Source organism: Sporolactobacillus sp. BBK16-2, assembly GCF_059878335.1.
The window spans coordinates 2,325,615-2,350,739 of record NZ_CM187611.1 but is presented as its reverse complement, the minus strand read 5'-3'; the positions used below and the strand labels follow the sequence as shown (position 1 = coordinate 2,350,739).

At 44.2% G+C, this 25,125-nt stretch carries 21 protein-coding genes and 1 other annotated feature; of the genes, 13 read left to right on the top strand and 8 right to left on the bottom strand.

Features of this window, described 5'->3' with window-relative positions; all coding sequences use genetic code 11:
- Positions 1-25 precede the first annotated feature (25 nt).
- From dnaI to rplT, 7 genes are all read left to right on the top strand, one after another.
- Positions 26-958, top strand: a complete 933-nt coding sequence (gene dnaI / locus AC6F33_RS11745) for a primosomal protein DnaI (protein ID WP_255745748.1) — start codon at positions 26-28, stop codon at positions 956-958.
- A gap of 144 nt (positions 959-1,102) precedes the next feature.
- On the top strand, positions 1,103-1,930 hold the full coding sequence (locus tag AC6F33_RS11740; RefSeq protein WP_255745747.1) for a putative sporulation protein YtxC: 828 nt from the start codon (positions 1,103-1,105) through the stop codon (positions 1,928-1,930).
- 532 nt (positions 1,931-2,462) lie between these two features.
- Complete coding sequence (locus AC6F33_RS11735) at positions 2,463-2,615, top strand: YrzI family small protein (protein ID WP_255745746.1); 153 nt, start codon at positions 2,463-2,465, stop codon at positions 2,613-2,615.
- Positions 2,616-2,774: 159 nt separating this feature from the next.
- Positions 2,775-3,356, top strand: a complete 582-nt coding sequence (locus tag AC6F33_RS11730; protein ID WP_255745745.1) for a DJ-1 family glyoxalase III — start codon at positions 2,775-2,777, stop codon at positions 3,354-3,356.
- A gap of 59 nt (positions 3,357-3,415) precedes the next feature.
- Positions 3,416-3,534: a sequence feature (ribosomal protein L20 leader region), on the top strand.
- 56 nt (positions 3,535-3,590) lie between these two features.
- A complete protein-coding gene (gene infC / locus AC6F33_RS11725; RefSeq protein ID WP_255745744.1) occupies positions 3,591-4,094 on the top strand; it encodes a translation initiation factor IF-3 in 504 nt (167 codons plus the stop codon).
- Positions 4,095-4,172: 78 nt separating this feature from the next.
- Positions 4,173-4,367 carry a 50S ribosomal protein L35 gene (rpmI, locus tag AC6F33_RS11720; protein WP_255745741.1) on the top strand — a complete coding sequence of 65 codons (195 nt, stop codon included), beginning with the start codon at positions 4,173-4,175 and terminating at the stop codon, positions 4,365-4,367.
- Positions 4,368-4,444: 77 nt separating this feature from the next.
- On the top strand, positions 4,445-4,801 hold the full coding sequence (rplT, locus tag AC6F33_RS11715; RefSeq protein ID WP_255745739.1) for a 50S ribosomal protein L20: 357 nt from the start codon (positions 4,445-4,447) through the stop codon (positions 4,799-4,801).
- A 164-nt stretch (positions 4,802-4,965) separates the two neighbouring features.
- On the opposite strand, the gene AC6F33_RS11710 is transcribed toward rplT, so the two are convergent.
- From AC6F33_RS11710 to AC6F33_RS11695, 4 genes are all read right to left on the bottom strand, one after another.
- The gene (locus AC6F33_RS11710; protein ID WP_480948435.1) at positions 4,966-6,849 is read right to left on the bottom strand and encodes an ABC transporter ATP-binding protein; all 1,884 of its coding nucleotides are present in this window, start codon (positions 6,847-6,849) and stop codon (positions 4,966-4,968) included.
- Positions 6,846-8,690, bottom strand: coding sequence for an ABC transporter ATP-binding protein (locus AC6F33_RS11705; RefSeq protein ID WP_480948434.1), 1,845 nt, complete (start codon positions 8,688-8,690; stop codon positions 6,846-6,848). The genes AC6F33_RS11710 and AC6F33_RS11705 overlap by 4 nt, the downstream gene beginning before the upstream one ends.
- Positions 8,691-8,926: 236 nt before the next feature.
- Complete coding sequence (locus tag AC6F33_RS11700) at positions 8,927-9,655, bottom strand: sensor histidine kinase (protein WP_255745734.1); 729 nt, start codon at positions 9,653-9,655, stop codon at positions 8,927-8,929.
- Positions 9,652-10,368, bottom strand: coding sequence for a LytR/AlgR family response regulator transcription factor (locus AC6F33_RS11695; protein WP_255745732.1), 717 nt, complete (start codon positions 10,366-10,368; stop codon positions 9,652-9,654). The genes AC6F33_RS11700 and AC6F33_RS11695 overlap by 4 nt, the downstream gene beginning before the upstream one ends.
- Positions 10,369-10,907: 539 nt before the next feature.
- Here AC6F33_RS11695 and AC6F33_RS11690 point away from each other — a divergent pair.
- A complete protein-coding gene (locus tag AC6F33_RS11690) occupies positions 10,908-12,074 on the top strand; it encodes a GNAT family N-acetyltransferase (RefSeq protein ID WP_500777143.1) in 1,167 nt (388 codons plus the stop codon).
- 80 nt (positions 12,075-12,154) lie between these two features.
- Here the strand turns inward: AC6F33_RS11690 and sspI are convergent, their stop codons facing one another.
- Positions 12,155-12,358 carry a small acid-soluble spore protein SspI gene (sspI, locus tag AC6F33_RS11685; RefSeq protein WP_253058754.1) on the bottom strand — a complete coding sequence of 68 codons (204 nt, stop codon included), beginning with the start codon at positions 12,356-12,358 and terminating at the stop codon, positions 12,155-12,157.
- A 110-nt stretch (positions 12,359-12,468) separates the two neighbouring features.
- Here sspI and AC6F33_RS11680 point away from each other — a divergent pair, with 110 nt between their 5' ends.
- The 3 genes from AC6F33_RS11680 (at position 12,469) to pheT (ending at position 17,344) form a co-directional block, all read left to right on the top strand.
- Entirely contained in the window at positions 12,469-13,227 is a 759-nt protein-coding gene (locus tag AC6F33_RS11680) for a TrmH family RNA methyltransferase (RefSeq protein ID WP_500778161.1), read from the top strand.
- A gap of 646 nt (positions 13,228-13,873) precedes the next feature.
- Positions 13,874-14,911 carry a phenylalanine--tRNA ligase subunit alpha gene (gene pheS / locus AC6F33_RS11675; RefSeq protein WP_500777142.1) on the top strand — a complete coding sequence of 346 codons (1,038 nt, stop codon included), beginning with the start codon at positions 13,874-13,876 and terminating at the stop codon, positions 14,909-14,911.
- A 15-nt stretch (positions 14,912-14,926) separates the two neighbouring features.
- On the top strand, positions 14,927-17,344 hold the full coding sequence (gene pheT / locus AC6F33_RS11670) for a phenylalanine--tRNA ligase subunit beta (RefSeq protein ID WP_480948433.1): 2,418 nt from the start codon (positions 14,927-14,929) through the stop codon (positions 17,342-17,344).
- Positions 17,345-17,437: 93 nt separating this feature from the next.
- Here pheT and AC6F33_RS11665 read toward each other — a convergent pair whose 3' ends face one another.
- Positions 17,438-18,250, bottom strand: coding sequence for a glycyl-radical enzyme activating protein (locus tag AC6F33_RS11665; RefSeq protein WP_480948432.1), 813 nt, complete (start codon positions 18,248-18,250; stop codon positions 17,438-17,440).
- A 140-nt stretch (positions 18,251-18,390) separates the two neighbouring features.
- Between AC6F33_RS11665 and AC6F33_RS11660 the strand changes: the two genes are divergently transcribed.
- Positions 18,391-19,149 carry a DeoR/GlpR family DNA-binding transcription regulator gene (locus AC6F33_RS11660; protein WP_480948431.1) on the top strand — a complete coding sequence of 253 codons (759 nt, stop codon included), beginning with the start codon at positions 18,391-18,393 and terminating at the stop codon, positions 19,147-19,149.
- Between the two features lie 147 nt (positions 19,150-19,296).
- Positions 19,297-21,741, top strand: coding sequence for a glycyl radical protein (locus AC6F33_RS11655; protein WP_480948430.1), 2,445 nt, complete (start codon positions 19,297-19,299; stop codon positions 21,739-21,741).
- Between the two features lie 120 nt (positions 21,742-21,861).
- Here AC6F33_RS11655 and AC6F33_RS11650 read toward each other — a convergent pair whose 3' ends face one another.
- Entirely contained in the window at positions 21,862-22,641 is a 780-nt protein-coding gene (locus AC6F33_RS11650; protein ID WP_500777141.1) for a glycyl-radical enzyme activating protein, read from the bottom strand.
- A gap of 15 nt (positions 22,642-22,656) precedes the next feature.
- Positions 22,657-25,002, bottom strand: a complete 2,346-nt coding sequence (locus tag AC6F33_RS11645; protein ID WP_500777140.1) for a formate C-acetyltransferase — start codon at positions 25,000-25,002, stop codon at positions 22,657-22,659.
- Between the last annotated feature and the right edge of the window lie 123 nt (positions 25,003-25,125).

Below are 25,125 nucleotides of genomic sequence, written 5' to 3'. Positions count from 1 at the left end.
ATGTAGATAAGGGAGGAGCGTTTGGATGGAACCGATTCATTCTTTTTTCAAAGATTTAGCCGCTCAGCAGGCGATGCAAGAAAAATGGGATCAGCTTTCGGGTGCGCTTAAGAATAATCCGGCTATCCGTCAATTCGCTGAAAAAAATCCGGAGATCAGTTCGGCTGCGTGGACAAGAAGCTTGTCGCGACTTTATCAATTTGTCTCGGAACAGAAGCATTGTGCGCATTGTCCCGGACTGGACCAATGTCCAAATATGATGAAGGGATATCGGCCGCAATTAGTAAATGATAAGGGCACACCTTCGCTGACCTTCTCACCTTGTCCTCTGCTTCACGAACGCGAATCAAAAGAGCATCAGAGCGAATTAATTCGAAGCTATTACGTGCCTAAAGATATTTTAAGCGCCACATTTGCTACGCTTGACAAGGGAGAAGGCGGACGCCAAGAGGCTATTCTTGCAGCGGGCGAGTTCGTTAAGGACTATTTAGCTGATCCTGCCGAGACTAAGGGACTTTATCTATGCGGACAGTTCGGGATCGGGAAAACATATCTAATGGGTGCAATCATGAATCGATTGGCCGAACGGCGCCATATTGCTTCGCTTATTGTCTATGTTCCCGACTTTTTCAGAGAAATAAAAAGTGCGATACAAGATAATACGGTTGATGCTAAGCTTGACGTTCTGAAAAAAACTCCGGTTCTGATTCTTGATGATATCGGAGCTGAAACCATTACGCCATGGGTGCGCGATGAGGTGCTCGGCAGCATTCTTCAATACCGAATGATGGATCATTTGCCGACACTATACACGTCCAACTTTAATTATGATGAATTGGAAGACCATTTTTCTTATTCACAGAAAAGCGGCATTGAGAACGTCAAAGCGAAGCGGCTGATGGAACGGATTCGCCATTTTACGAAGCTTGTCAAAATGGAAGGCTCTAATCGTCGATAAAAATTATGTTCAGGGTTCAGAACAATTGCTTTGAAAAAACAGCACTAAGATTTAGATATTAAAAATAATTTTTCAGTTGAAAGCATGAATGAGGACTTCCCCCCATATAGTCATAATATAAGTTGGGACGGGGAGGATGAACCATTGGAGATTGTTTTTGATACCCAGCAGGAGGCGGCAGATTTTTATCGCAGATTGCCTTCTTCCTTCAGACAAGTAACCGGTGTGCTGCTGATTAACAGCCGTTTAGCCGTTTTTCCGGAGAAAACGGTAGATTATAAAGAGTTTGCCCAGTTAATTACGCGTTATATTATCGAAGAACATGAAAAAGATTGGATCATGACCATTATTAAACGCTATTATTATTTCACCGAGCCGGAAGAACAGGTGGCTATTTTAAATATTGTTTCGGCTATTTTTGCCGGTGAGAAGAATGACTTGCCTCAGATGGATGCCCTTCAGGATCGGCGCGAAACGATTATGGAATCATTGGAAGGTATTCTGAAGGAACACAATTCTTTTTCCTTCGAATCCATTATTCGTTTTCGTTTGACTGCCTATAAAAAAGCATTGCGCCAATATGTCGAAATTGCGATTGATGAATATAAGCTGGAGCAAGAATATCAGGTTTTTATAGACAAGCTGAGACGCATTATCAGAGCATACAAACCGCTCTGTGAAAAAATTGAAGTTTATGATGAACATCCGTTTCGGTTGTTTGACGATCACCATCGACTGATTCGCAATGTACAATCGGTACGCTCTTTTTATCCGCTGTTGAAGCAATGGGGCATCGAGGCTGAGCCTTCCATCGTGCTATCCTTAATTGCGCTTGCACCGAAACAGGTGATTGTTTATACGGACCGACCGGAGCATGGGATGATGAAGACATTGCACCGTGTGTTCGAGGATCGTGTCTGTTTTGTTCACTCAACGCTGCATCTGAGCAGTGAAAATCGAGTGTCCCAATAATGAGAATGAGTATTGATTAAAGAATTAGTTTGCCTATTCTTCATTTTCAGGTTTACAATGAAACATTTACCATATATAATGAAAGAGCAAAAAACGAATTGAAAGGAGGTCATCAAGACATGATGACACTTGGAATGAACGTTGCCGTATCATCAATTGAATATACTGTCCGGGTGACCTTAACGAATTCCTTATTGCGCTAACAATGATGAGTATATGATTAGTATAAAATAAGAACGGATCCGCAGGTCTCGAATGACTGCGGTCTTTTTATGCTCTTTTTTGACCGTACCGGCATTGTCGTTACGGTCTTTTTTTTGCCTTTTGGGTGTAAAGCTCAGCGCTTAGCGCTCCGCTTTTATATAAACCATTCTTGCCCTCGGGCATGCGCAGCATGGCTCCGAGCGGTTAAACCAACAACTAAAATGAAAGGATGAAGACTATGTCAACAGCAACTGCACATTTAAGTATGCCGATTGAAGCAAAGGAATTTTTCAATGAAAGACCAATAAATAGGGAGGGAGGTCATACCATGATGAAATTCAATTTATTTGCATTGACCTTTACGATTACGGTCAGAAGACCAAGACCGTTGCGTGAACGCTATGAAGATCGTAGGCGTATTGACGCGCTGAGAAATAAGATGCTTGACAAACGTTTTGAATATGAACGATACATCCGATAATCAATCAAAAAAATAATGAGGAGGAGATTTAAATGATGATCAACATGACTTCAGCAGTTCGCGGACGTTTCGGAAAGGGTACACAATTCCTTTGACTGCGCTCTGCTTTGATTGGTCGAATTGATGTGGTACGATGAAAGAAAAAGGGAGCGCGTGTTGATGAAGAAATTTCTCGTATTGCTTGCAGAAGGATTTGAAGAGACGGAAGCAGTAACAGCGGTCGATGTACTTCGTCGAGGCGGAGTTAAGGTTGTTCTTTGTTCACTTGCCCCGACCTTGCTCGTTGAAGGTTCAAGAAATATTGTCGTCAAAGCAGATGTGAGCATTGATAGTGATGGTTTGCACAATTTTGATGGGATCTACCTTCCGGGTGGCGTTAAGGGTGCGACGACTTTGCGCGACGATGAACGTGCTCAGAAGCTGATTCGTTCCTACAAAAAGAATGGGAAACTCGTTGCTGCTATTTGCGCCGCTCCGATTGCTTTGGAACGTGCCGGAGTGCTGAAAGGCGAAACGGCAACAAGCAATCCGGACTTCAAGGACCATATTAAAGATGCGACATATAGCGAGGATCCTGTGGTTGTTTCGGGAAAAGTTATTACATCTCGAGCTGCAGGAACAACGCTGCCAATCGGTCTTGAAATACTGCGTCAGCTTGGATTGGAGAAAGAAGCAGAGAAAGTCAGCCATGACATGCTGTTCGATTTTCTAATGAAAAATTGTGAAAAAGTTCATTCTTAAAGCAAAGTAAAACTTGCAATAAGGATTCAGACATGATATAGTAATTGAGGAATTGACAATGAGTAAAGCAGAGGCGCCCGGCTTCTCACCTGTTCGACGCAGAAATGCTGTTGCCAGGTATGAATTAAGGAATAAATAGTCAATACGGGCGTTTTCACGCCCGTATTTTTGTTTGCTCACTTAGCCAGCGATTTGCTCAAATTTATTTGGAGGTGGCTCAATATTAGCAAAGATATGATTGTCAACGAAGGTATTCGTGCGCAGCAGGTTCGTCTGATTGGTCAGAACGGAGAACAGGTCGGCATTAAGTCGAAAGCAGAAGCACTAGCTATGGCTCACAATGTGAATCTTGACTTGGTGATGGTTGCTCCCGGCGCTAAGCCTCCGGTTTGCCGAATCATGGATTACGGCAAATTCCGGTTCGAACAACAGAAAAAAGAACGTGAAGCGCGAAAGAACCAGAAAGTCATCAGTTTGAAAGAAATTCGGCTTAGTCCGAGTATTGAAGAACATGACTTTAATACGAAAATGCGCAATGCCAAGAAATTTCTTGAAAAAGGCGATAAAGTAAAAGCTTCCGTACGATTCAGGGGTCGTGCAATCACGCACTCTAATCTTGGACGGCAGGTGCTGGAAAAACTCGCTGAGGAATGTGCAGATATCAGTGTTGTCGAGGCAAAGCCGAAAATGGAAGGACGCAGCATGTTTCTTGTGCTTGCGCCAAAAGCCGAGAAGTAATACAGCAATTTAACGGAACAGCTCTATTAGCGATTTCGGCTGCTATTAGATGCTGATCTTACTAGGAGGATTCTTTTTATGCCAAAAATGAAAACACACAAAGGTGCCGCAAAGCGTTTCAAGAAGACAGGTACCGGCAAGTTCAAACGGGAACACGGCTTCACGAGTCATATGTTCAGCCACAAGTCGAATAAGCAGAAACGCAACCTCGACAAGAGCACGATTGCAACATCAACTCTAGCTAAGAAGCTCAAGAAAATCATCAACAACTGATTCTAAACAATGTACTAAGATTTATTTTCTATGCCGTCACGGTACAGCCGGGCGGTTTATTCCAGGAGGTTTTTACAATGGCAAGAGTTAAAGGCGGATATGTGACTCGTCGCAGACGCAAAAGAGTACTTAAATTAGCAAAAGGTTATTTCGGCGCAAAACATAAATTATTCAAAGTTGCACAACAACAGGTCTTCAAATCCCTGTCTTATGCATACCGTGACCGCCGTCAAACGAAGCGTAACTTCCGCAGACTGTGGATTGCGCGTATCAACGCTGCGGCACGTATCAACGGCTTGTCTTACAGCAAGCTGATCAATGGCTTGAAGGTAGCAGGCATTGAAGTAAACCGCAAGATGCTGGCTGATCTCGCCATTCATGACGAAGCAGCATTTGCAACACTCGCAGAAAAAGCTAAAGCAGTCGCTAAATAAGAGCGATTGAATGAATAAACACCCCCGCATGCCTATTGGTGCATGCGGGGGTGTTGTTTGTTGTATAGGAAATAGGTACGAGAGATTGATCTAATCTGTTGAGCGATGAGAAAAAACCAGAATGCTCGATAAACTTATGAGAGCGTTCAATAATGGGAATAAGCTTACCCAAGTAATCTCGATTTCCGAGGATCTTCTCGGTAATACTGCGCCTGGGCATTCCACAGCTTATAATACTGACCGTTTATGTCTTGAATCAGTTGGTCATGGCTGCCGTTTTGGATCAGTTCGCCTTGATCGAAGACAAGAATATGATCGCAGAAGCGGCATGAAGAGAGCCGATGTGAGATATAGATCGCAGTTTTATCACTGGCAATTTCCTTGAATTTTGAATAGACTTCAAACTCAGCAACAGGGTCCAATGCTGCAGTTGGCTCATCAAGAATAACGAACGGGGCGTCTTTATAGAGTGCGCGAGCAATGGCAATTTTCTGAGCTTCTCCACCGGAAATCTCAACACCGTCAGCGTCTATTTTATAGAGTGGTGTATCCAGACCTTTGCTCATTTTACGGATTCGATCGCCAACGCCCGCCTTGTCAAGACATTCCATTGCGCGTTCTTTGTCGTAATGCACGTCTGCTGCAACGTTTTGCCCGGCGGAAAAAGCAAACAGTTTAAAGTCTTGGAAGACCACAGAGAAAAGCCGAAGATATTCGATGTAGTCGTATTTCTGAATGTTAATGCCGTTGAGCAGAATCTCGCCTTCCTGCGGATCATAGAGTCGGGTAAGCAGCTTGATAAAAGTTGTTTTTCCTGAACCGTTGCGACCAACCACAGCGAAATGCTCGCCTATTTTCAGTTTGAGTGACAGATTTTTCAAAGCGTAGGTTTCAGAGCCCGGATATTTAAAGGACACATTGCGGAATTCAATCTCATATTCATTATCATTGCGCTTCTCAACAGGTAGGCTGCCTTGGTACTTTGGGTTCGGCGTATCAAGAAAATTGAAATAGAGCTCAACGTAATCAATATCCTGCCAAATGTCGGTTGCCGAAGTAATCAGTTCAGAAAAGCCAGTAGTGAATTGACTGATCGCGCCGACATACTGTACAACCGAACCAATACTGATTAGTCCAACCAGCGCTTTCATACCGACGAAAAGATAGACAAATCCGCTGATCAGTGAAGAAATAGCAGCGCTGATTCCCCAGAAACGGCTTTGACGCTTAGACATCTCAATACCGAAGAGACGCATACTTTGCTGTCTAAAATCAGCATAGGCTTTTCCAATCAATTTTTGTTCTTGATAAATTCTTATATCCTTCCCTAATTGATGATCGCGCATTAGATTGCCGTAAAAGCTAAACGCGCGATTAATGATCATCATGCCGTCCATTTTATGAAATACCCATTTGCTGAAGCGAGCGTTTGATATGACAGAATAGATGGACGAAGCAAAGACTAGCCCAAGAAACAGCAAAGACAGCCAAGGTGAATCCAACAAAGAATCCGAGTGCGTTGAAAAGGCCCAGAACAGCGGAAAGGAAAGAATAACAGCAAAAACAACGATGCAAAGGTTAGAAATAAACAAGCTCGTCAATTCAGGAAGCTGCCAGATTCCTCGCATATTCATGTTGGCACCTTCATCAATTTTCTGCTTCTTCAAGTGAAAATCGGGTTTTTCTACATTTTCAAAATCGGTGTTCAGAATCAATTGATCCATCTCAAATACACCGAAGTAATTCAAACGAAATTCGCCCGTATCCTTTATGTGTTCCATCGCTTTTTGCAGCAGATAAACGATTAAGTTCAATACAATTGCTGCTCCGGTCAGCCATGCAAGATGAATCACGGAGCGCGAGCCAAACAATTCATCAATAATCCGGGCGGTTAAATAAATGGTGATGAATGGACTGAACGCTTTGAGCAGCGCGCCAAAAGCAACGGCTGGCAGCAGGGAAGGCACCTTGGATTGAATAAATCCCATCCCACGCCATAAATAATGCCATTTCGTTTTGAATTTTGATTGCTGAGTGCTGGTTTTCAAAGCTGCTCGCCTCCTATCACTTCTCCGTGAAGCTGATCTTGATAATAATGACTTTGAATCGCAAAAAGCTGCGCATATTTTCCGCCTTGTCTCATTAGTTCGTCATGTGTGCCGATTTCAGTAATTTTTCCGTCAGAAAGAAAAATAATCCGATCGCAAAAGCGTGTGCTCGACAGACGATGGGAGATAAACAGAGAGGTCCGTCCTTTAGTTAACGTCCCATAACGCTCGTAAAGATCATTTTCGGAGATGGGGTCAAGCGCCGCAGTCGGTTCATCGAGAATTAGGATCGGCGACTCTTTATACAGAGCGCGTGCCAGCAGCATTTTTTGTAGTTCACCGCCGGAGAACTGTACTGCGTGTTCATGGACCTCTTTAACCATCATTGAGTCTAAGCCTTGTTCGAGGCTGTCCATTTTCTCTTTGAAACCCGCTAATTGCAGACAACGCTCCATTTTCTCCTCATCAATTGCTTCATCAAGCTTTGGCGCGATATTACGTGCAATCGAAACCGGCAAAATATGAATGTCCTGAAAAACAGCCGTAAACAGTTTGTAGTAATCATCACGATTAAAGGAAGTCATATCTTTTCCGTTGATCAAAATGTGACCGGATGTCGGCTGGTAGAATCCGCACAATAATTTAATGCAGGTTGTTTTTCCGGCGCCGTTCAAGCCGACAAGCGCCATTTTTTCTCCTGCATCGATATGAAGACTGACATCATCGAGAATTTTCCGATCATTTCCAGGATAGGAAAAGGATACATGGTCGAAGGTGATCGAGCAGGGCCAGCTGTTTTTAGGCGGAAGCGGCAGCCCCTCATCACGGTTGGATGTATCCTCCATATTCAGATAATTGCGGACATCACAGATTTCTAGACTCATATGCTGTACTTTTGCCAGTTGTTCGGTCAAACTGGTCAGCCAAGTGGAAAAACCGGCGATCGTTCCAAAATAAAGAGTGAAATTGGCAACCGTCAAATGTCCATTCAGCACGAGATAAATCAGATAAGCGTAAGCAACACCATCGCGGCAAAGTGCCATGACGCCGACGGCACCATCTGAAAAATAGTGGCGCAGCGCGATACGTTTATGCCAAATGGTTCGGTCGTTCATCAGTGTGTCAAATCGTTCACTGAACCAGTGTGTGATTTGGTAAAGACGTAGATCTTTACCGGTCGAATAGTCGTCGCATTCCCGAATCAGATAGTCCAGTTTGTTTTCAACGGGTGTCCAGTCGTCTTTATGTACATGTTCATAGACTTGTGCATGACGAGAGAAAAGGAATCCAACAATTGCGGTGAACAGCAGAAAAGCAATGACTAACGGATTCAACGTGGCGAGTACCCCGCCATAAAGGATTATTCCGAAAATATTGGCGGCAAGTGTTACTAAAGCCATAATGATCGCTTCTGTTCCCTTACGATTACCATTTGTAGCCTGATGTGCCTTTTCCAGCTTGTTCTGTCCTTCAGGGCTCTCAAGGTTGCCATAATCCGTATCCATCATCTTCCGCTGCATGAGTACGATGTAATTGATTCGATTATGGTTGACGTTCCATTGTAGCCAAGCATCAAGTGAACGTCCAACAACATTGCAAATCATGATGGCAAGTGTCATGAAAGCGATCACTGTGGCAAAATGCAAAGGGCTTACTTTTTCGGTCAAACTGTCAATCACGAGCTTTGGCATCAAGATACCGAGAAAAGGCAGAAGTACCAGAAAAGGAACGCGCGCAACCGAAGCGAAAAACAGCTTTTTATTCCAACGCCACATATTTTTCAAAACGAAGCCGACATTTTGTATTGTCGAATAACTCGGGTTTTGCTCTGTTTTTTTCACAACACATCAACTCCTTCATGGCTATAAACTAGCACAGAAATCGTTTCAAAAATAAAATCGTGCACGAATGGCACGAAATGAGACACGAATGGTTAAAAACTATTGCATGAAACGAACACATTAGATCTTACTGCGATCCCTCCCTAGTTATAGGGGAGCACAACTTAGTTCTATCTGCTTCCTCTCCCTTGTTACAAAGGAAGCACAACATAGTTCCATCTGCGACCCCTCCATAGCTAAAGGGGGAGCATGATCTCTGTGGCAAACACACCGGGCTCGTTTTGGCGATTTAGGTAGCCGTCATATTTTTTAACTAAAGTGTCGATGCGCATCAGACCGAATCCATGGCCGTCGCCTTTAGTGGTTAGGTAGCGCCCAATGCTTATTTTCTTAAGCATTTCCGGGGCCGAGTTTGTAACGGAAAGGTAGAGCTGCTTTTTAAACACACCGATATAGATGCGGATAAACGGTTGATCTTCGTTGTGCAGCTCTCGACAACCTTCAAGCGCGTTATCGAGCAAATTGCCGATGATGATGCACAGATCGACTTCGTTTACAGAGAGCTTTTCCGGAACTTGGGCTTTAGCATTTACTTTAATATTACTGCTTGCAATCAGTGAAAGCTTGCTGTTCAGAATCGCGTCTAGCTTAATGTTGCCGGTCTTAATCACTGTATCAACAGTTTCTAGATCATTGTCCAGCATGTCTAAATAGGATTTGAGTTCATCCATTTGATCAAGAGCAAGATGGGCTTTCATCGTTTGGATGTGGCTGTGGTAGTCATGGCGCCAGCCGCGCATTTTGTGGTAGATATTCTGGACTTCATCATAGTGTTTGGCAAGCAGATCTTTCTGGTAGGTATCAAGCTGGCGTTCGCCTGCGCGCAGGGTTTGGCGGTGTGTGATGATTGCAGTTAGAACGATCAGAACAAGAGTAATCAGTCCGTAAATGAGATAATCGGTCACTGCTCGGTACCTCCTCTGAAAAAGCGGATAAACGCCTGGTTCACTGCTTGATAACGGCGTCTGCTAACCGGAATTTTCTTGCCGGTGTCCAAGGTAAGGCCTGTTTTGCGAAGCTGACTGATGTATTTTAATCCAACAAGATAGGAGCGATGCGGACGCACAAAGAGATGGGGATCAAGCTGTCGTTCGAACTGATCGATGCTCACTTTGACTTGATAGTGCTGCTCCGCCGTCGTCACGTCAATCGTATGAGCAAAAGCCTCAAGACAAAGGATGTCTTCTTGATTCACTCGGATCATCTCTCCGTTTTGTTCAATCAGCAGCGTTTTTTTCTGCTTAGTGACTTTTTTTGAAGCGCGATCGAGAACAGTAAAGAGTCTTTCCTCTTTCACTGGCTTGATCAGATAGTGCAATGCGGAGACTTCATAGCCTTCATCCATATAATCAGAGAAGCCGGTAATGAAGATAATCGCCAGCAGTTCATCACGCTCGCGAATTTTCCTGGCGAGTTCCATTCCATTTAAAACGGGCATTTGAATGTCCAGAAGCAGCGCGTCATAGCTCTGATCGGTACTCCAAGAGAAGAGAAATCCCTGTGCGTTTTCAAAGAGTTCGAGCATAAGAATCTTGTTGTTCTTTCTCGCCCATTCTTTTACGAGAGTTGCCAAGTATTCTCTTTGCGTTTTGTCATCATCACAGATTGCGATTTTCATTTTTTTCGACTCCGGAATCATCAATTAACTTGATTATACAGTACTATATTTTAATCAGCCAAGAGGCGTGGGAAGCAAATGAGATCCGCCTTGAGATGGAGTAGTCAGATTAACGCTTGACTGCCTAAAATGAAGGCTTTACCTTGAGCGTTTCCAATCAGTTGAAGGCAGGTTTAAAAAACAATGTAATAAACTTGGAAATTCTATTGTGCTCATTCTTGTTTCCCCAATATAATTAATTTATGTTGCAATAATTCATAAAGCAAAGATCTTACAGTTTACGTCAAAGGATGAAGCACAAGATCAATAAGAAATTACCAACACCTTGATTGGAGTGTTGATTTTGATTTTAAAAATTATCGGGATGCCATTGATGCAGCACGCGCATTGCACTATTTAATGAATAAGAAAAAGGATAATTTCTAGAAGAAAAAGAGCACAATAGTTGAAATGAATGGGTTAGTTAAAAAAGTTAATCTTGATCAAATAACAAGTATTTTTGAAACATAATTAAGCAGCGGCGGGGCGGTGATTTTACTATGGACACAATCGAAATTAGGCAGATTCATGACGATCATGAATGGCAAGAAGCGCTTGACTTATGGGTGAACGTTTTCCCGAAAAATCGGGCATTTTTTGAAGAAAGAATCCGGCTTGACCCAAATTGTCAGTCGTATCATACGTGGATTGCTAAGGTGAACGGACAAATGGCCGGAGCTGTTCAGATTTTCCCTTTTCCTCTTTCTTATCATGGGATGGAGCTTAAATGCGGAGGGATTGGAAACGTTGCGGCTTTGCCTAAGTATCGCGGGAGACATTTGATTCGCACCATTCTGAACCACCAGACGAAGTGGATGGCTGAACATGGCTACGATTTGTCTCTTTTATTTACCGGAATCAATTCGTTCTATGAAAAAGAAGGCTGGCAAACGCTGCCTATGGACGAACTGGTCATGGATGTTAGCCAGATTCCTGAGATGGCTGAGCGGCGGGAATGTCATATTCGACCTATTAACGAATGTGACTTTAATGCTGTACAAGAGATGTATCGGCACTTTATTGGGCCGCTTTGTGGTTCTAGAATTCGAACAGATGCGTACTGGAAAGGGCAGCTGGCATGGAATAAGAATCGCAAAGGCGCATTTTTGAATGCTTTTGACCATGATGAACTGGTTGCTTATCTCAGGTGGGAAGCATTCGGTGAAAATAAAATCGGATTGGTTGAATGCTGTTATTTGCCGGAGCATGAGGCGGCAGTTGCGTCGCTCGTGTATCATTTAAAAGAACATCTGGCACCGGAATGCAGTCTGATGGTGCAGATGCCGGAACACCATGCGCTCTGGAAGTTATTTCAAGAGTGTGGTGCTCGTATCGAGAACTATAACGGTGCAATGTGGAAAATTCTGCGTTTCCATAATTTTTTTCAGAAGATTGAACCGGTTCTTTCAGAGCGACTGATTCATTACACTGGGAACAAGACGTCACTATTGCTCAGAAGCGGAGACAATGAGCTGCTCGTTCATCTCATGAATGGGAAAGCGGAGATTGAAGTTCCGGGAGATTCAGTTACATACCAAACGTCAATTGAGCGGAGGCCAAGCGAATTGGTGAGCGATGTGCTGCTTGGCACCTCTGTGCAATCGGAAACCTATGCAGCACTGTTTCCTAAGAATGACTACGCTTTTTGGAAAACGGATCGATTTTAAGTAGTGTTCTATGCAAGAAAGTCCACTATAAAGGAATTGCCGCATGAAAAATCGGGAGCCAGAAGCCCCCGATTATTTCTTTACACCCCTTGTTCAAGTCGCGTGAGCATCTGATCGCGGAAGGCATTGTCCGATTTGTTCCAAAGAACTTCGAATAGAACGCCTAGTCCGGGAAGCATCTTTTCTTGACCGTCCTGAATAGCGTCAACGACTGTGTCTTGAAGCTGTTTCTTGTCGTTACCGGACAGATTGTGCAGGACTGCGCGGCGAATGTCTAAATCCATGAATAGGAGACCCCTTTCTGTGAGCATTTAAAGCTGGTGATATGGTATAGTATGGGTAGTAAACGGACAAATATGTACCGATTTTAAAGGGGCTCTTATGTGTGAGACGAATGGTGTCATTGCAAAATGAAAAAGTAAAACTATGGAAAAAGTTAAAAATAAGAAAGTGGCGTGATCGTGAGCAAAAATATTTGCTTGAAGGGCCGCATCTAGTGCAGGAAGCGGTTTTTTCCGCAAAACAGCAGATTAACGCGATCTTGATTGATGAAGCGTTTCATTTGCCGACGGATTGGCCGCTTGATTCGATTGAAGTTTTTCAGGTCACACATAAAATATTTACGGAACTGTCACAAACAGAGACACCTCAAGGCATTATCGCCGTGTGCGACATGAGTCAGGCAGCAGTTTCCCTGCGGTCCGGCCGCTACTTGCTCGTTGACGGTGTGCAGGATCCAGGAAATCTTGGAACGTTGATTCGAACTGCAGATGCTTTTGGCTTGGATGCTATCTATCTTGGCGACGGTTGTGTTGACGGATACAATGCAAAGACTCTGCGCTCTGCTCAAGGTTCCCATTTTCACCTGCCGGTCATTCACAAAAATTTATTCAGTCTTGCCGATGAGATGAAAGCACTGAATATTCCTTTATATGGTTCTTCACTGCACGGCGATGAACTTCATAAAGTTAAAGTAGCCAGCTCTCATTATGGCTTGGTCGTTGGCAATGAAGGCAATGGCGCATCACCCGAATTACTCGCACAGATGGATCAACAGGTGAAAATTCCGATGGCAGGTCGTGCGGAATCGCTGAATGTCGCTGTGGCATCAGGTATTTTACTGTATTGGTTGGAGTCGGGAGGACTTGCATAACGGATTGCAATTGACTATACTAGGAAAAGACTTAAAGAATGATTAGATTCATGGGTAATATGAATCCAAATAGATGTAAAAACCGTGATGGAGAATAGTAATTCGGTATCCGCCGTTCAGGGAGAGTGCGTCGTCGACTGAAAGCGTGCTTATGATACGGACTGAACGAATTCACTCTTGAGTTGCCGTTTGAACGCCGGCGGGCAGCCGGCCTAGGATTGGCCGGCATTCGCCGTTAAATGTTTTCGAGTGGGCTATTTGTTTTTTTTGAATGGTCAACAAGGGTGGTAACGCGACGCTTCGTCCCTTTTTAGGGGCGGGGCTTTTTTGGTTTTTTTAGAGGATGTTCAAAAAGTCCGGGAAAAAAGTAAGGAGGATCTTCTGCTAATGACGTGCACGTCATGTGCACAACGCAGAAGTCACCACATCCTGTGGAAGTTCTGTGTCAGCTGGTTTCTTTGCTCCTCACGTATTACAGGAGATCTTCGACTAATTACACTCACGTCCTGTGAGTAACGTCGAAGTCACTACATCCTGTAGCAGTACGTTCCGGTGCTCGAAACTGCACTTCCTTGATCTTCTCGGCCCTTTTTGTCCTCCTTTTTGAAAAGCTTCATTTAAAAAAGTTTGTGAAGGGATGAAGAACATGTTAAAAGAGAAACTGCTTGAGCTGCGCGAACAGGCTTTATCGAACATTGGTTCAGCAGATGGTCTGAAGGCGCTCCAGGAAGCACAGATCCGTTTTTTAGGCAAAAAAGGACTGATCACAGAAGTTATGAAAAGCATGGGCAAGCTTTCTGCTGAAGAACGCCCGATTGTCGGACAACTGGCGAATGAAGTACGTAAACTCATTGCCGCAAAAATTGAAGAAAAGAAAGCGGACTTGGAAGCAAAGCTGCTTGAGCTGAAGCTTGAGCATGAGAAAATTGATGTAACGCTTCCGGGAAGAAAAATAGCGACAGGCAGTCCCCATCTGCTCGCTTCAATTATTCAGGAGGTTGAGGATCTGTTTATCGGTCTTGGCTTTTCCATTGAAGAAGGCCCTGAAGTCGAACAGGATTACTACAACTTTGAAGCGTTAAATCTTCCGAAGGATCATCCTGCTCGTGATATGCAGGATTCGTTCTATATAACTGATGAAATACTGATGCGTACGCATACATCTCCTGTACAGGCGCACACCTTGGAAAAGCATAAGGGTGTCGGTCCGGTTAAGGTTATCTGCCCTGGAAAAGTGTACCGCCGCGATAATGATGACGCGACTCATTCGCATCAATTCATGCAGATCGAAGGTCTTTATGTCGATCACAATGTACGATTGAGCGACTTGAAGGGGATTCTGACCGTATTCGCGAAGCATATGTTCGGTGCGGACCGTGAAATTCGTCTTCGCCCAAGCTTCTTCCCTTTTACCGAACCGTCAGTAGAAATGGACATTTCTTGTTTTAGGTGCGGCGGTCATGGTTGCAATGTCTGCAAGGGCACAGGTTGGATTGAAATTCTTGGTGCCGGCATGGTTCATCCGAATGTGCTGCGCATGTCCGGCTTTGATCCAAGCGAGTACACAGGCTTTGCATTCGGCATGGGGCCGGAACGTATTGCGATGTTGAAGTACGGCATCGAAGACATTCGTCATTTTTATACAGATGATATTCGTTTCTTGAAACAATTTGATCGGGCATAAGGAGGAGAATGAACGATGCTGGTTTCCTATAATTGGTTGCAGGACTATATAGATTTAGGCGGTGTCACGCCGGAAGAATTAGCGGATAAAATAACAAATTCGGGAATTGAAGTGGAGCACATTGTTTATCCGGGAGAGGGATTGAAGGGTATTGTGGTCGGCAAGGTTGAGTCTTGCGCGCAGCATCCGGAAGCGGAAAAGCTTCATTTGTGTCAAGTTAATCTGGGAACAGAAACCGTTCAGATTGTATGCGGTGCACCAAATGTTGCCGCCGGACAAAAGGTACCGGTTGCGACTGTCGGTGCAAGAATCGCGAATAATGTGAAAATCAAGCGAGCAAAACTGCGTGGTGAGATTTCAAACGGCATGATCTGTTCACTTGATGAACTGGGCTTCGATCATAATTTTGTACCTAAGGAATATGCGGACGGCATTTATGTCTTTGATGATGAGGTGCCGGTCGGTGCAGATGCACTCCCTTATTTGAATCTTGACGACGCTATTCTTGATTTGGATATTTTGGTGAACAGTGCGCATTGCATGAATATGATCGGCGTCGCTTATGAAGTCGGTGCGATTCTTGATCGTCCGATCCAACTGAAAAAGCCGGTAGTAGCTGAATCAGACCAGTTGGCAAGCGAAAAAATAAGTGTCTCCGTTGATGCCGAGCAAATGGTTCCTTATTATGGCGCACGCGTTATGAACGGCATTAAAGTCGCTCCGGCACCACGCTGGATGCAGCTGCGTCTGATTGCGGCCGGTGTTCGCCCGATCAGCAATGTCGTTGATGTTTCAAATTACGTGATGCTCGAATACGGACAGCCGCTCCATACATTTGATTTTGATCAATTCGGTTCGAATCATGTACTCGTTCGTTTTGCCGGAGATCATGAAGAAATCACTACGCTTGACGGCCAGCTTCGAAAATTGACAGATGAGGATCTGCTCATAACAAATGGCAAAAAGGGTGTCGCTGTTGCAGGCGTTATGGGTGGTGAAAATACAGAGGTTTCAAGTGATACGGAAAATGTTCTGCTTGAAGCAGCAGTCTTCGATCCAATTTCAATCCGCAAAACAGCGGCGAGGCTCCAATTGCGCTCGGATGCCAGCAGCCGCTATGAGAAAGGGCTTGATCGTAATCGAGTCGCTCTGGCCGCTGATCGAGCAGCTGAACTGTTAATACAGTACGCCCATGCGACGGTACTTAAAGGTATTGTCGAAGCCGGTGAACGAACGGTAGCAGAGCATCAGATTATGATGCCTTGGCAAAAAATCAATCAAGTTTTAGGATCGGAATTCGCACGCGAACAGATCGTCGGGATACTTGAACGGCTGAATTTTAAAGTTAACGTGGAAGGCGAAATAATGCAGGTATCCGTACCTGCCAGACGCTTCGATGTGACCATTCCTGAGGATCTCGTCGAAGAAGTCGGACGTATTTATGGGTACAATCATATTCCGGCAACGCTGCCTGAGGGCACGTCCTCACATGCATCGTTGACACCTTATCAAAAGATCCGCAGAAGAGTAGAAGGCTTGATGAACGGCATGGGCTTGAGCCAAGCTTATACTTATTCGCTTACATCGAAGGAAAGTGCTTCTTCCTACGCGGTAAGCAATAAAGGAATAGAACCGACACAAGTCATTTGGCCGATGAGCGAAGAGCATGCAGCATTGCGTCAGAGTATTGTTCCTCAACTCATTAACGTTGCTCAATATCACTTGAACAGACAGATGCCGGATATTAAATTCTATGAAATCGGCAAGGTGTTCCTTCCGGTTAAAGGAGAAGCGAGACCGGCTGAGGAAGAGCATTTAGCGGGAATCATTACCGGGAAGCGTACGGAAAGAAATTGGGAAGGCGATCCGGATACAGTCGACTTTTTCTCAGTGAAAGGAATTGTTGAAGCGCTGTTCGATTCCCTGGGTGTCGCTAATCATATCACTTATTCTCCTTCGAAACGGGAGGGGATGCATCCGGGACAAACCGCAGATATTTTATTAAACGGTGAAGTCATTGGTTATATCGGTGCACTCCACCCTAGAGTTCAGAAGAACTGCGGGTTAAATGAAACGTTTGTATTCGAAGTTGCCATTGAGTCGCTGCTCCGTCACGGAGAGGCTGCTATTGAGTATCATGGCTTGCCGCGATTCCCATCGACAACACGTGATATTGCGCTTGTTGTGAAACGGACTGTAGCTGCGGCTGATCTTGATCGGGTCATCCGCGAGAATGGCACTCCGCTTCTTAAATCGGTACAGCTCTTTGATGTCTATGAAGGCAGTCATGTAGCGGCGGATGAGAAGTCTATGGCATTCTCACTTGTCTATTTTGATCCGGAGCGGACCTTGACCGATGATGAAGTGAACGTCGTTCATGAAAAGATTGTCAGTGCCTGTGCGGAGCAGTTAGGCGCGGAGCTTCGTGGATAACGACTAAATATATATAAGTAAAAAGCCAATGTGATTCGTCACATTGGCTTTTTACTTATTACAGCTGAAAATAAATTGTTGCGAGGACGTGGATTAAAAAGATCCATTCAGTTTGACCGCGATTCCCGCTTCGTTCAATACTTTTTTAAAATCTAGGAGATCTTCCGCATGTAATTGACGGACATCTTTCATTTCGTATTCCCGCCCCAATTCTGTGTACTTGTTCAAGCCGAATTGATGGAAAGGGAGCAGTTCAACCATTGTGACACCGATACGTTTAAACAATTGACCGAAATGCGCGGCATCGCTCAAGGCGTCATTAAAGCAAGGAATAATCGGAATTCTGACCATAAGCTTCTTCTGTGCTTTTAATGCGGACTCAAGGTTATGGATAATTAATTCATTATCCACGCCGGTGGCGGCGCGATGTGCTTCGCCGTTCCAATGCTTTACATCATAGAACATAAAATCCATGTACTTAATGAATTCTCGAAAGACAGCAGGCCTGGTAAATCCGGTTGTCTCACAAATGATGTGAATGTTTTCTTTTTTAATTGCTTTCGCAAGTTCAATCACAAAGGGTGCTTGATTAAGCACTTCTCCGCCTGAAAAGGTGACACCTCCATTTGATTCCTCATAGTAATCACGATCCTGTAAAATCACTTTGATAATTTCCGCGATACTCTTGAATTCACCAACAAGCGTAGTATTGCCGTTAGCATGATCGTGCATCTTTTCTGGACACGCTCGTTGAGATTCTGGATTAGCACACCAAGGACATCGTAGCGGGCAGCCCTTAAAAAAGATGACCGTTCGTATTCCGGGTCCGTCGTTAATACTGAACTTCTGAATATTAAAGATGAGTCCTTTTGAATGGCTCGTTTCATCATTAGTAAGCGTTTTCAATTAAGACCGCCTCAATTCCTTTTCATCTTTTTTATTTTAGCATATTATTTACGTAAGAAATGTTAATAAGCTGTGAAAGAAATAAGATGATCAATCAATTGTGATAAACTGAAGAAAACAATGTATAGGAGGCCGTCATTTTGACATCAGAATTAACGACACGTGAAAATGATTTGTTAACGATTGTTACTGATCGAACGAAAATAGATGTTAATGAATTAGCAGAGCTGTTAAGCGTATCCAAGGTGACGATTAGGAAAGACTTAGATCGCTTGGAAGCGAAAGGTCTGTTGCAACGGAAACATGGCTACGCAATGATGAATAATGTTGATGATATCAGCTATCGGCTAGCAAATCATTACGAGGTGAAAAAGAAAATCGCACAACTTGCAGTTCAGTCAATACAAGATAATGAAACAATTATGATCGAATCAGGTTCAACTTGTGCCCTGCTGGCAGAAGAAATTGCCATGGTTAAAGAAAATGTCACAATCATAACGAATTCATTTTTCATTGCGTCTCTTGTGGGTAAATATAACAGCGTTCGCATTGAACTGCTTGGCGGGTCCTATCAAAGTGAGTCGCAAGTAACGGTCGGGCCCATTGCAAAACAGAATTTAGCTGATTTTTTTGTTGACAAACTGTTTATTGGTACGGATGGATTTGATCGAGATGCCGGCTTTTTTGGAAATGACATTATGAGAGCCGAGATGGTTCAGACCATGGCAAAATCAAGCAAGCATGTCGTTATTCTTACGGATTCCAGTAAGTTTAATGAGAAAAGCTTTGTGAAGCAGTTTAATGTCCGAGACATTCACGAGATCTACACGGACAGTGGGTTGGATGAAGAAACAAGCGCCTTTCTCTCTGGTCATGGCATATGTGTGCATATCGCGTAAAAAAGTCGAAAATGCACAAATGACCATTATTTTTTAAAGATTAATGGAATCACAAAATCATATTGTTTGCGCTTACATTAGATGCTATTATGATTACGAAAGAAAGCTTATATTGATTCTTATGAAAATGATCAGGAGGGCTTAATTATGACAGCAGACTCAATGATTCAAGCGCAAACAAAAAGATCGGCGCATTTCGGAGAATTAACACCGAAAATGGAACGATTCCGTAATTCAATCCTTGATGCCAAACCGTTTATTGATGCTGAACGTGCAGTTCTTGTGACACAGAGTTATAAAGAACATGCAGATAAACAGCTGGATCTTAAGCGTGCTTATATGCTTGAGAATATATTGGAACACATGACGATCTACATCGAAGACGACACTTTGATTGCAGGAAATCAGGCACGAAAAAATCGCTGGGCACCTGTTTTTCCGGAATACTCAATGAACTGGGTGATTGATGAACTGGACCGGTTTGAAAAACGTCCGGGTGACGTCTTCTATATTACTGAAGAAACAAAGAAACAATTAAAAGAGATTGCGCCTTTCTGGAAACATAATACACTAGAAGATCGCGGACTGGCAGCCTTTCCGCCGCATAGCAAAATTTTTTATGATCTGGGCATCATCGGAGCAGACGGCAACATTACTTCAGGTGACGGTCATCTTGCCGTCGACTATAAAAATGTGATCAATTACGGGCTGAAATCGTACGAAAAACGTGTCAAAGACGCATTGGATCATTTGAATCTGACTGATATTGAAGATCAAAAGAAATTGTATTTTTATGAAGCGAGTCTGAACGTAATTAAGGCAGTACGGGATTTTGCAAAGCGCTATGCAAATTTGGCAGCAGAGAAAGCTGAGACGGAAAAGGACCCGCAGCGTCAAACAGAATTAAGGAATATGGCTCAGATATTGAATAAGGTTCCTTACGAACCGGCTGATACTTTCTATGAAGCTGTGCAGTCGATTTGGCTCATTCATCTTGTCCTTCAGATTGAATCAAATGGTCATTCGGTATCTTACGGACGGATGGATCAGTACCTGTTTCCTTTCTATCAGCGTGATGTTGATCGCAGAATTCTGACAGATGAACAGGCGACGGAATTGCTGACTAACCTGTGGATGAAGACGCTGACCATTAACAAAGTACGTTCATGGGGACACACAGAATTCAGTGCGGGAAGTCCATTGTATCAAAACGTTACCATTGGCGGTCAGACTCCGGATAAGAAGGATGCGATAAACGGTCTGTCCTATCTTATTTTGCGGAGTGTCGCTCAGGCACATTTGACGCAGCCGAATTTAACCGTTCGCTATCACCGCGGTTTAAGTGACGCATTCATGCGTGAGTGCATCGAGGTCATTAAGCTGGGGATGGGCATGCCCGCGTTTAACAACGATGAAATCATTATTTCATCGTTTATCAAACGCGGGGTAAAAGAAGAGGATGCGTACAATTACAGTGCGATCGGCTGTGTGGAGACGGCAGTACCGGGAAAATGGGGTTATCGTTGCACGGGTATGAGCTTCATTAACTTTCCACGTACACTGCTCATTATCATGAACAACGGCGTTGATCCGGAAACGGGAAAGAAGCTGCTCGAAGGCAGTGGTCACTTTGTCGATATGAAATCCTATGAGGAGCTTGAAAAAGCTTGGGACAAAGGGCTTCGCGAAATTACAAGGCAGAGTGTAATCATTGAAAATTCATGCGATCTGGTGCTTGAACAGGATTGTCCGGATATTCTCTGCTCCACGCTGACCGATGATTGCGTCGGACGCGGAAAAACAATTAAAGAGGGCGGTGCCGTCTACGATTTTATCAGCGGCTTGCAGGTTGGAATCGCTAATCTTGCCGATTCGCTGAGTGCCGTTAAAAAACTGGTCTATGATGAAAAGAAGATCAGCCGCAAGGAGCTTTGGGATGCGCTTACCAATGATTTTGCCGGTGAAAAAGGGGAAAAAATCCGTCAGACACTGCTCAATGACGCACCAAAATACGGCAATGATGTTGATTATGTAGATGAACTGATTCAGAATGCTTATCAGCCGTATATTGATGAGATTTCAAAATATAAAAATACACGTTACGGGCGCGGACCAATCGGCGGACTTCGCTATGCCGGCACATCCTCTATTTCTGCGAATGTCGGGCAAGGTCACAGCACACTCGCCACTCCGGATGGCCGTCATGCCCGAACGGCACTTGCTGAAGGATGCTCGCCGGAGCATTCGATGGATCATGACGGACCGACAGCCGTTTTTAAATCCGTATCAAAATTGCCGACAGCAGATATTACAGGCGGCGTGCTACTGAACCAAAAAATGTCGCCGCAGATTCTGCAGAATGAAGAAAACTGCATGAAGCTGGTATTGCTAATTAGAACCTTTTTCAACAGATTGCATGGGTACCATGTTCAATATAATATCGTCTCTCGTGAAACGCTAATTGATGCGCAAAAACATCCGGAAAACTATCGTGATCTAATTGTACGCGTCGCCGGTTATTCTGCATTCTTCACCGGTCTTTCAAAAGAAACACAGGATGATATTATCGCTCGAACGGAGCAGGCCTTGTAACAGCAGAGATGAACAAAATTTAAAATTTTGGAAACTCATATTAAATAAAATAAAAGACATGAATCCTGCCCGAAAATAGGATTCATGTCTTTTAATTATTGTCATTGTCGATACATTTTTTTACTCCAAGCCGCTGACAACTGTTTTGATCTGAGCACTTTCAAAGAAGGCTTTAACTGTGTTGACTTCTTCCTGCTTGAGGAGTGGTGTGTCCTTCAAGCGATAGCTGCGCTTCAAATACTCATATTTGCCGCTTCCATATTGATGGAAGGGCAAAATATGAATCTCTTTAATTCCGAGGCCGGTCACGTAATCTCTGATCTGCCTCAAGTTTTCCGGCGGTGTCGTATATCCGGGAATCAGCGGAATTCTGGGAATAACGTGCGCTGGTGAATTCAATGCTTCTTCAAAATTTTGTTTGATCGTGCTGATCTTTTCACCGATGATCTGTCTGGCTTTGTCCGGATCCATAATTTTTAAGTCAAATAGGACTTGGTCGGTGTAGGGCAGCACTTTGCGGATTTGTTTCAGAGGAAGCGCGCCAGTGGTTTCAATCGCTGTGCTAATCCCGAGCGCTTTTACCTCCTTTAAGAGTTCCGCCGCAAAATCGGCTTGCATCAGAACTTCACCACCGGACAAGGTCACGCCACCATTTGACGTGCGGTAAAAAATCTCATCTTTTTCCACTTCATGGAGTACCTCATCGACTGACATCCACTTGCCTAAAGGTTCTTCCGCACCGTCTTTCATCCAGACAGATGGGCGAACAGGACCTTGTGATTCAGGTTTTGAACACCAGGGACATTTGAGCGGACAGCCCTTGAGAAAGACAATCGTGCGTATGCCGGTTCCGTCGTGAATCGAGTAGCGCTGGATGTTGAATACAAGGCCTCGTGTCATAACGCATTTCCTTCCTTATAGGACATGCTCGCAGCGAGCAATAATATCGTCCTGAATCTTTTTGTTCAGATCAACGAAGAACGCTGAATAACCGGCCACGCGGACGATTAGCCCGGCATAGTTTTCCGGATGCTTCTGTGCGTCGAGCAGTGTATCCCGTGATTGAACGTTAAACTGGACATGTCTGATTTTCAATTTGGTAAAAGCCATGAGAAAATCGGCAAATTTATGAATTCCCGATGAACCCTGCAGCGTGCTTGGCTGAAATTTAAGATTGAGCAGACTGCCGTTAACGCAGAGCACATTGTCAATCTTGCTGACCGATTTTAGGACGGCTGTCGGACCAAGTCTGTCGCGTCCGACCATTGGCGAGAGTCCCCCGTCAGCCAGCTGATCATGAGCCTTTCTTCCATCCGGCGTTGCTCCGACATCTTCGCCGAGCGGGATATGTGCGGAAACGGTGTATGCGCCTGCGTTGAATTCACCACCTCGAATATTCCGGTATTTTCCAAGCTCAAGTGCATAATGACGGAAAATTTTTGCGGCGATCATATCAATTTCAGGATTATCGTTGCCGTATTTATCGAAATCATGGATCACATGGTTTTGCAGATTCTTGTATTTCCCCTCAAAGTCAGCCTCCAGTGCATCCACTAATTCACTGAATTTCATTTCGTGCTGTTCAAAAACAAGCTTCTTAATGACAAAAAGTGAGTCTGCCAGATTTGCTTCGCCGATGCCTTGAACTCCGGAAAAATTGTAGCGCGCGCCGCCCTCGGTAATATCTTTACCGTTGTCGATGCAATCTTCAACAAGCGCTGAAAGAAAGGGAATCGGTGCGAATTCGCGGTGAGCAAGGTCAACAATGTCAGATCCGATGGTGACATCTTTTACGTAACCGTCAATTCGTTTTAAGAGATACGCAACAAGCTGGTCAAAGGTCAAGTCATCACGATCGCGTAATTCGTAAAGGCTGATTTCCATGATGCGCAAGAAGTTAAATAGGGCAATGTCGTGCAAGCCGTAGGTTTTCCCAGGAATCGTTGTTTCCACGCAACCGACAACCGCATAATCGCGAGCATCATCCAGAGAAACACCTTTGCTGAGGAACCCAGGAATAATGACCTCATCATTGAAAATTTGCGGAATGCCGGTGCCGAGACGAATGGTTTCGCACGTCTTGTTCAGGAATCGACGCGGAATCAACTCATTGATTCGGACAGACAGATTCGGCTGCGGCAAGCGGATGCTATGATACAGATCCAGCATCAGGTAAGAGAGCTCATTTACCGATGACTGACCGTATTGATCGAGACCGCCCAGTGCCACCGTATAACCGGTTGGAAACCCGGCGAAGCATTTGGCACTTTCGCGACTTCTTAAAAGCACGACATCATTGGTTTTAACATAGAAATCCCCAAGCACTTCACGAATGAAAGCTCCCGGAACACCTTCCTCAACGGATTTTTTATAAAAAGGATAGAGGTATTGGTCCATCCGCCCGAGTGAAAGGGAAGAAGCGTTCGATTCGTATTGACCGACGATGCTGGTCATCCAGAGCAGCTGCAGCGCCTCATAGAAGCTTTGCGGCTTCTGACTGCTCAGTCGCTTGCACATGTCAGCCATTTCCAGCAGTTCCACTTTCCGTGCTTCAGTAATTTCGGCGCTCTTGGCTTCTCGAAATGCCTCATTGCGGTAGCGTAAGAAGTGACGGGCCATTGCTTCAAAAATAACCTTAGCGGCTATGAAAAAGTTATTTTCAGGCTGCGCCGCGCTTTTTCTGCTTAATAAATCAATATAGTAACTGACACCATGGTTCAAGATGGCTTGAAAATCCATAATAATATGTCCTTGCCCCTTGTCGGTTTGGTTCAGTTTAATCACAAGATCGTCTACGGCCTTTTGGGCATTCTTCGGGATTTTTCCATTTATAAAGTCCTTCATGGAACGTCCGGACCAATAGGGCAGTAATTGTTCACGATAGACACGTTTGTCCGCTTCGGTAAAATAGAATGCATCTTGCGGACGGTCATGGATGGTGTCCATTTCCTTCATAATCCAATAGGGATCCATCTCAGGAGACAAAATGCCGCTTCTCGGTCTGACGGTTCGATTGCCGACCAATAGTTCACCGGGACGAATGCTGATTTTTACATGGTCAAGGATATAAGCCGTTGCTTTTGCACGTCGAATGATCTGCGGCTCTCCCTCCGTTTGCTTATGGCTTTTCGTAAAAAGAATTGCCCGTTCAAGAGAAATACGCCGTTCGTTTTGAAACAGGAAGGTTTTCATGTCATCAAGAAGACTTTTTTTTCTTATATTCATGAAGTTATTATTTGAAATCGCATACATTTCAGCCATTGATGTTCGCCCCTTCATAATCGAATTTGAAGATCGTGTTTAATTGAGTATTTTGTGCAGAGTTTTAAGACCCGTTGCAACCTTTTTCACAAGAAAAGAAAGTATAAGATTTTACCCCATATT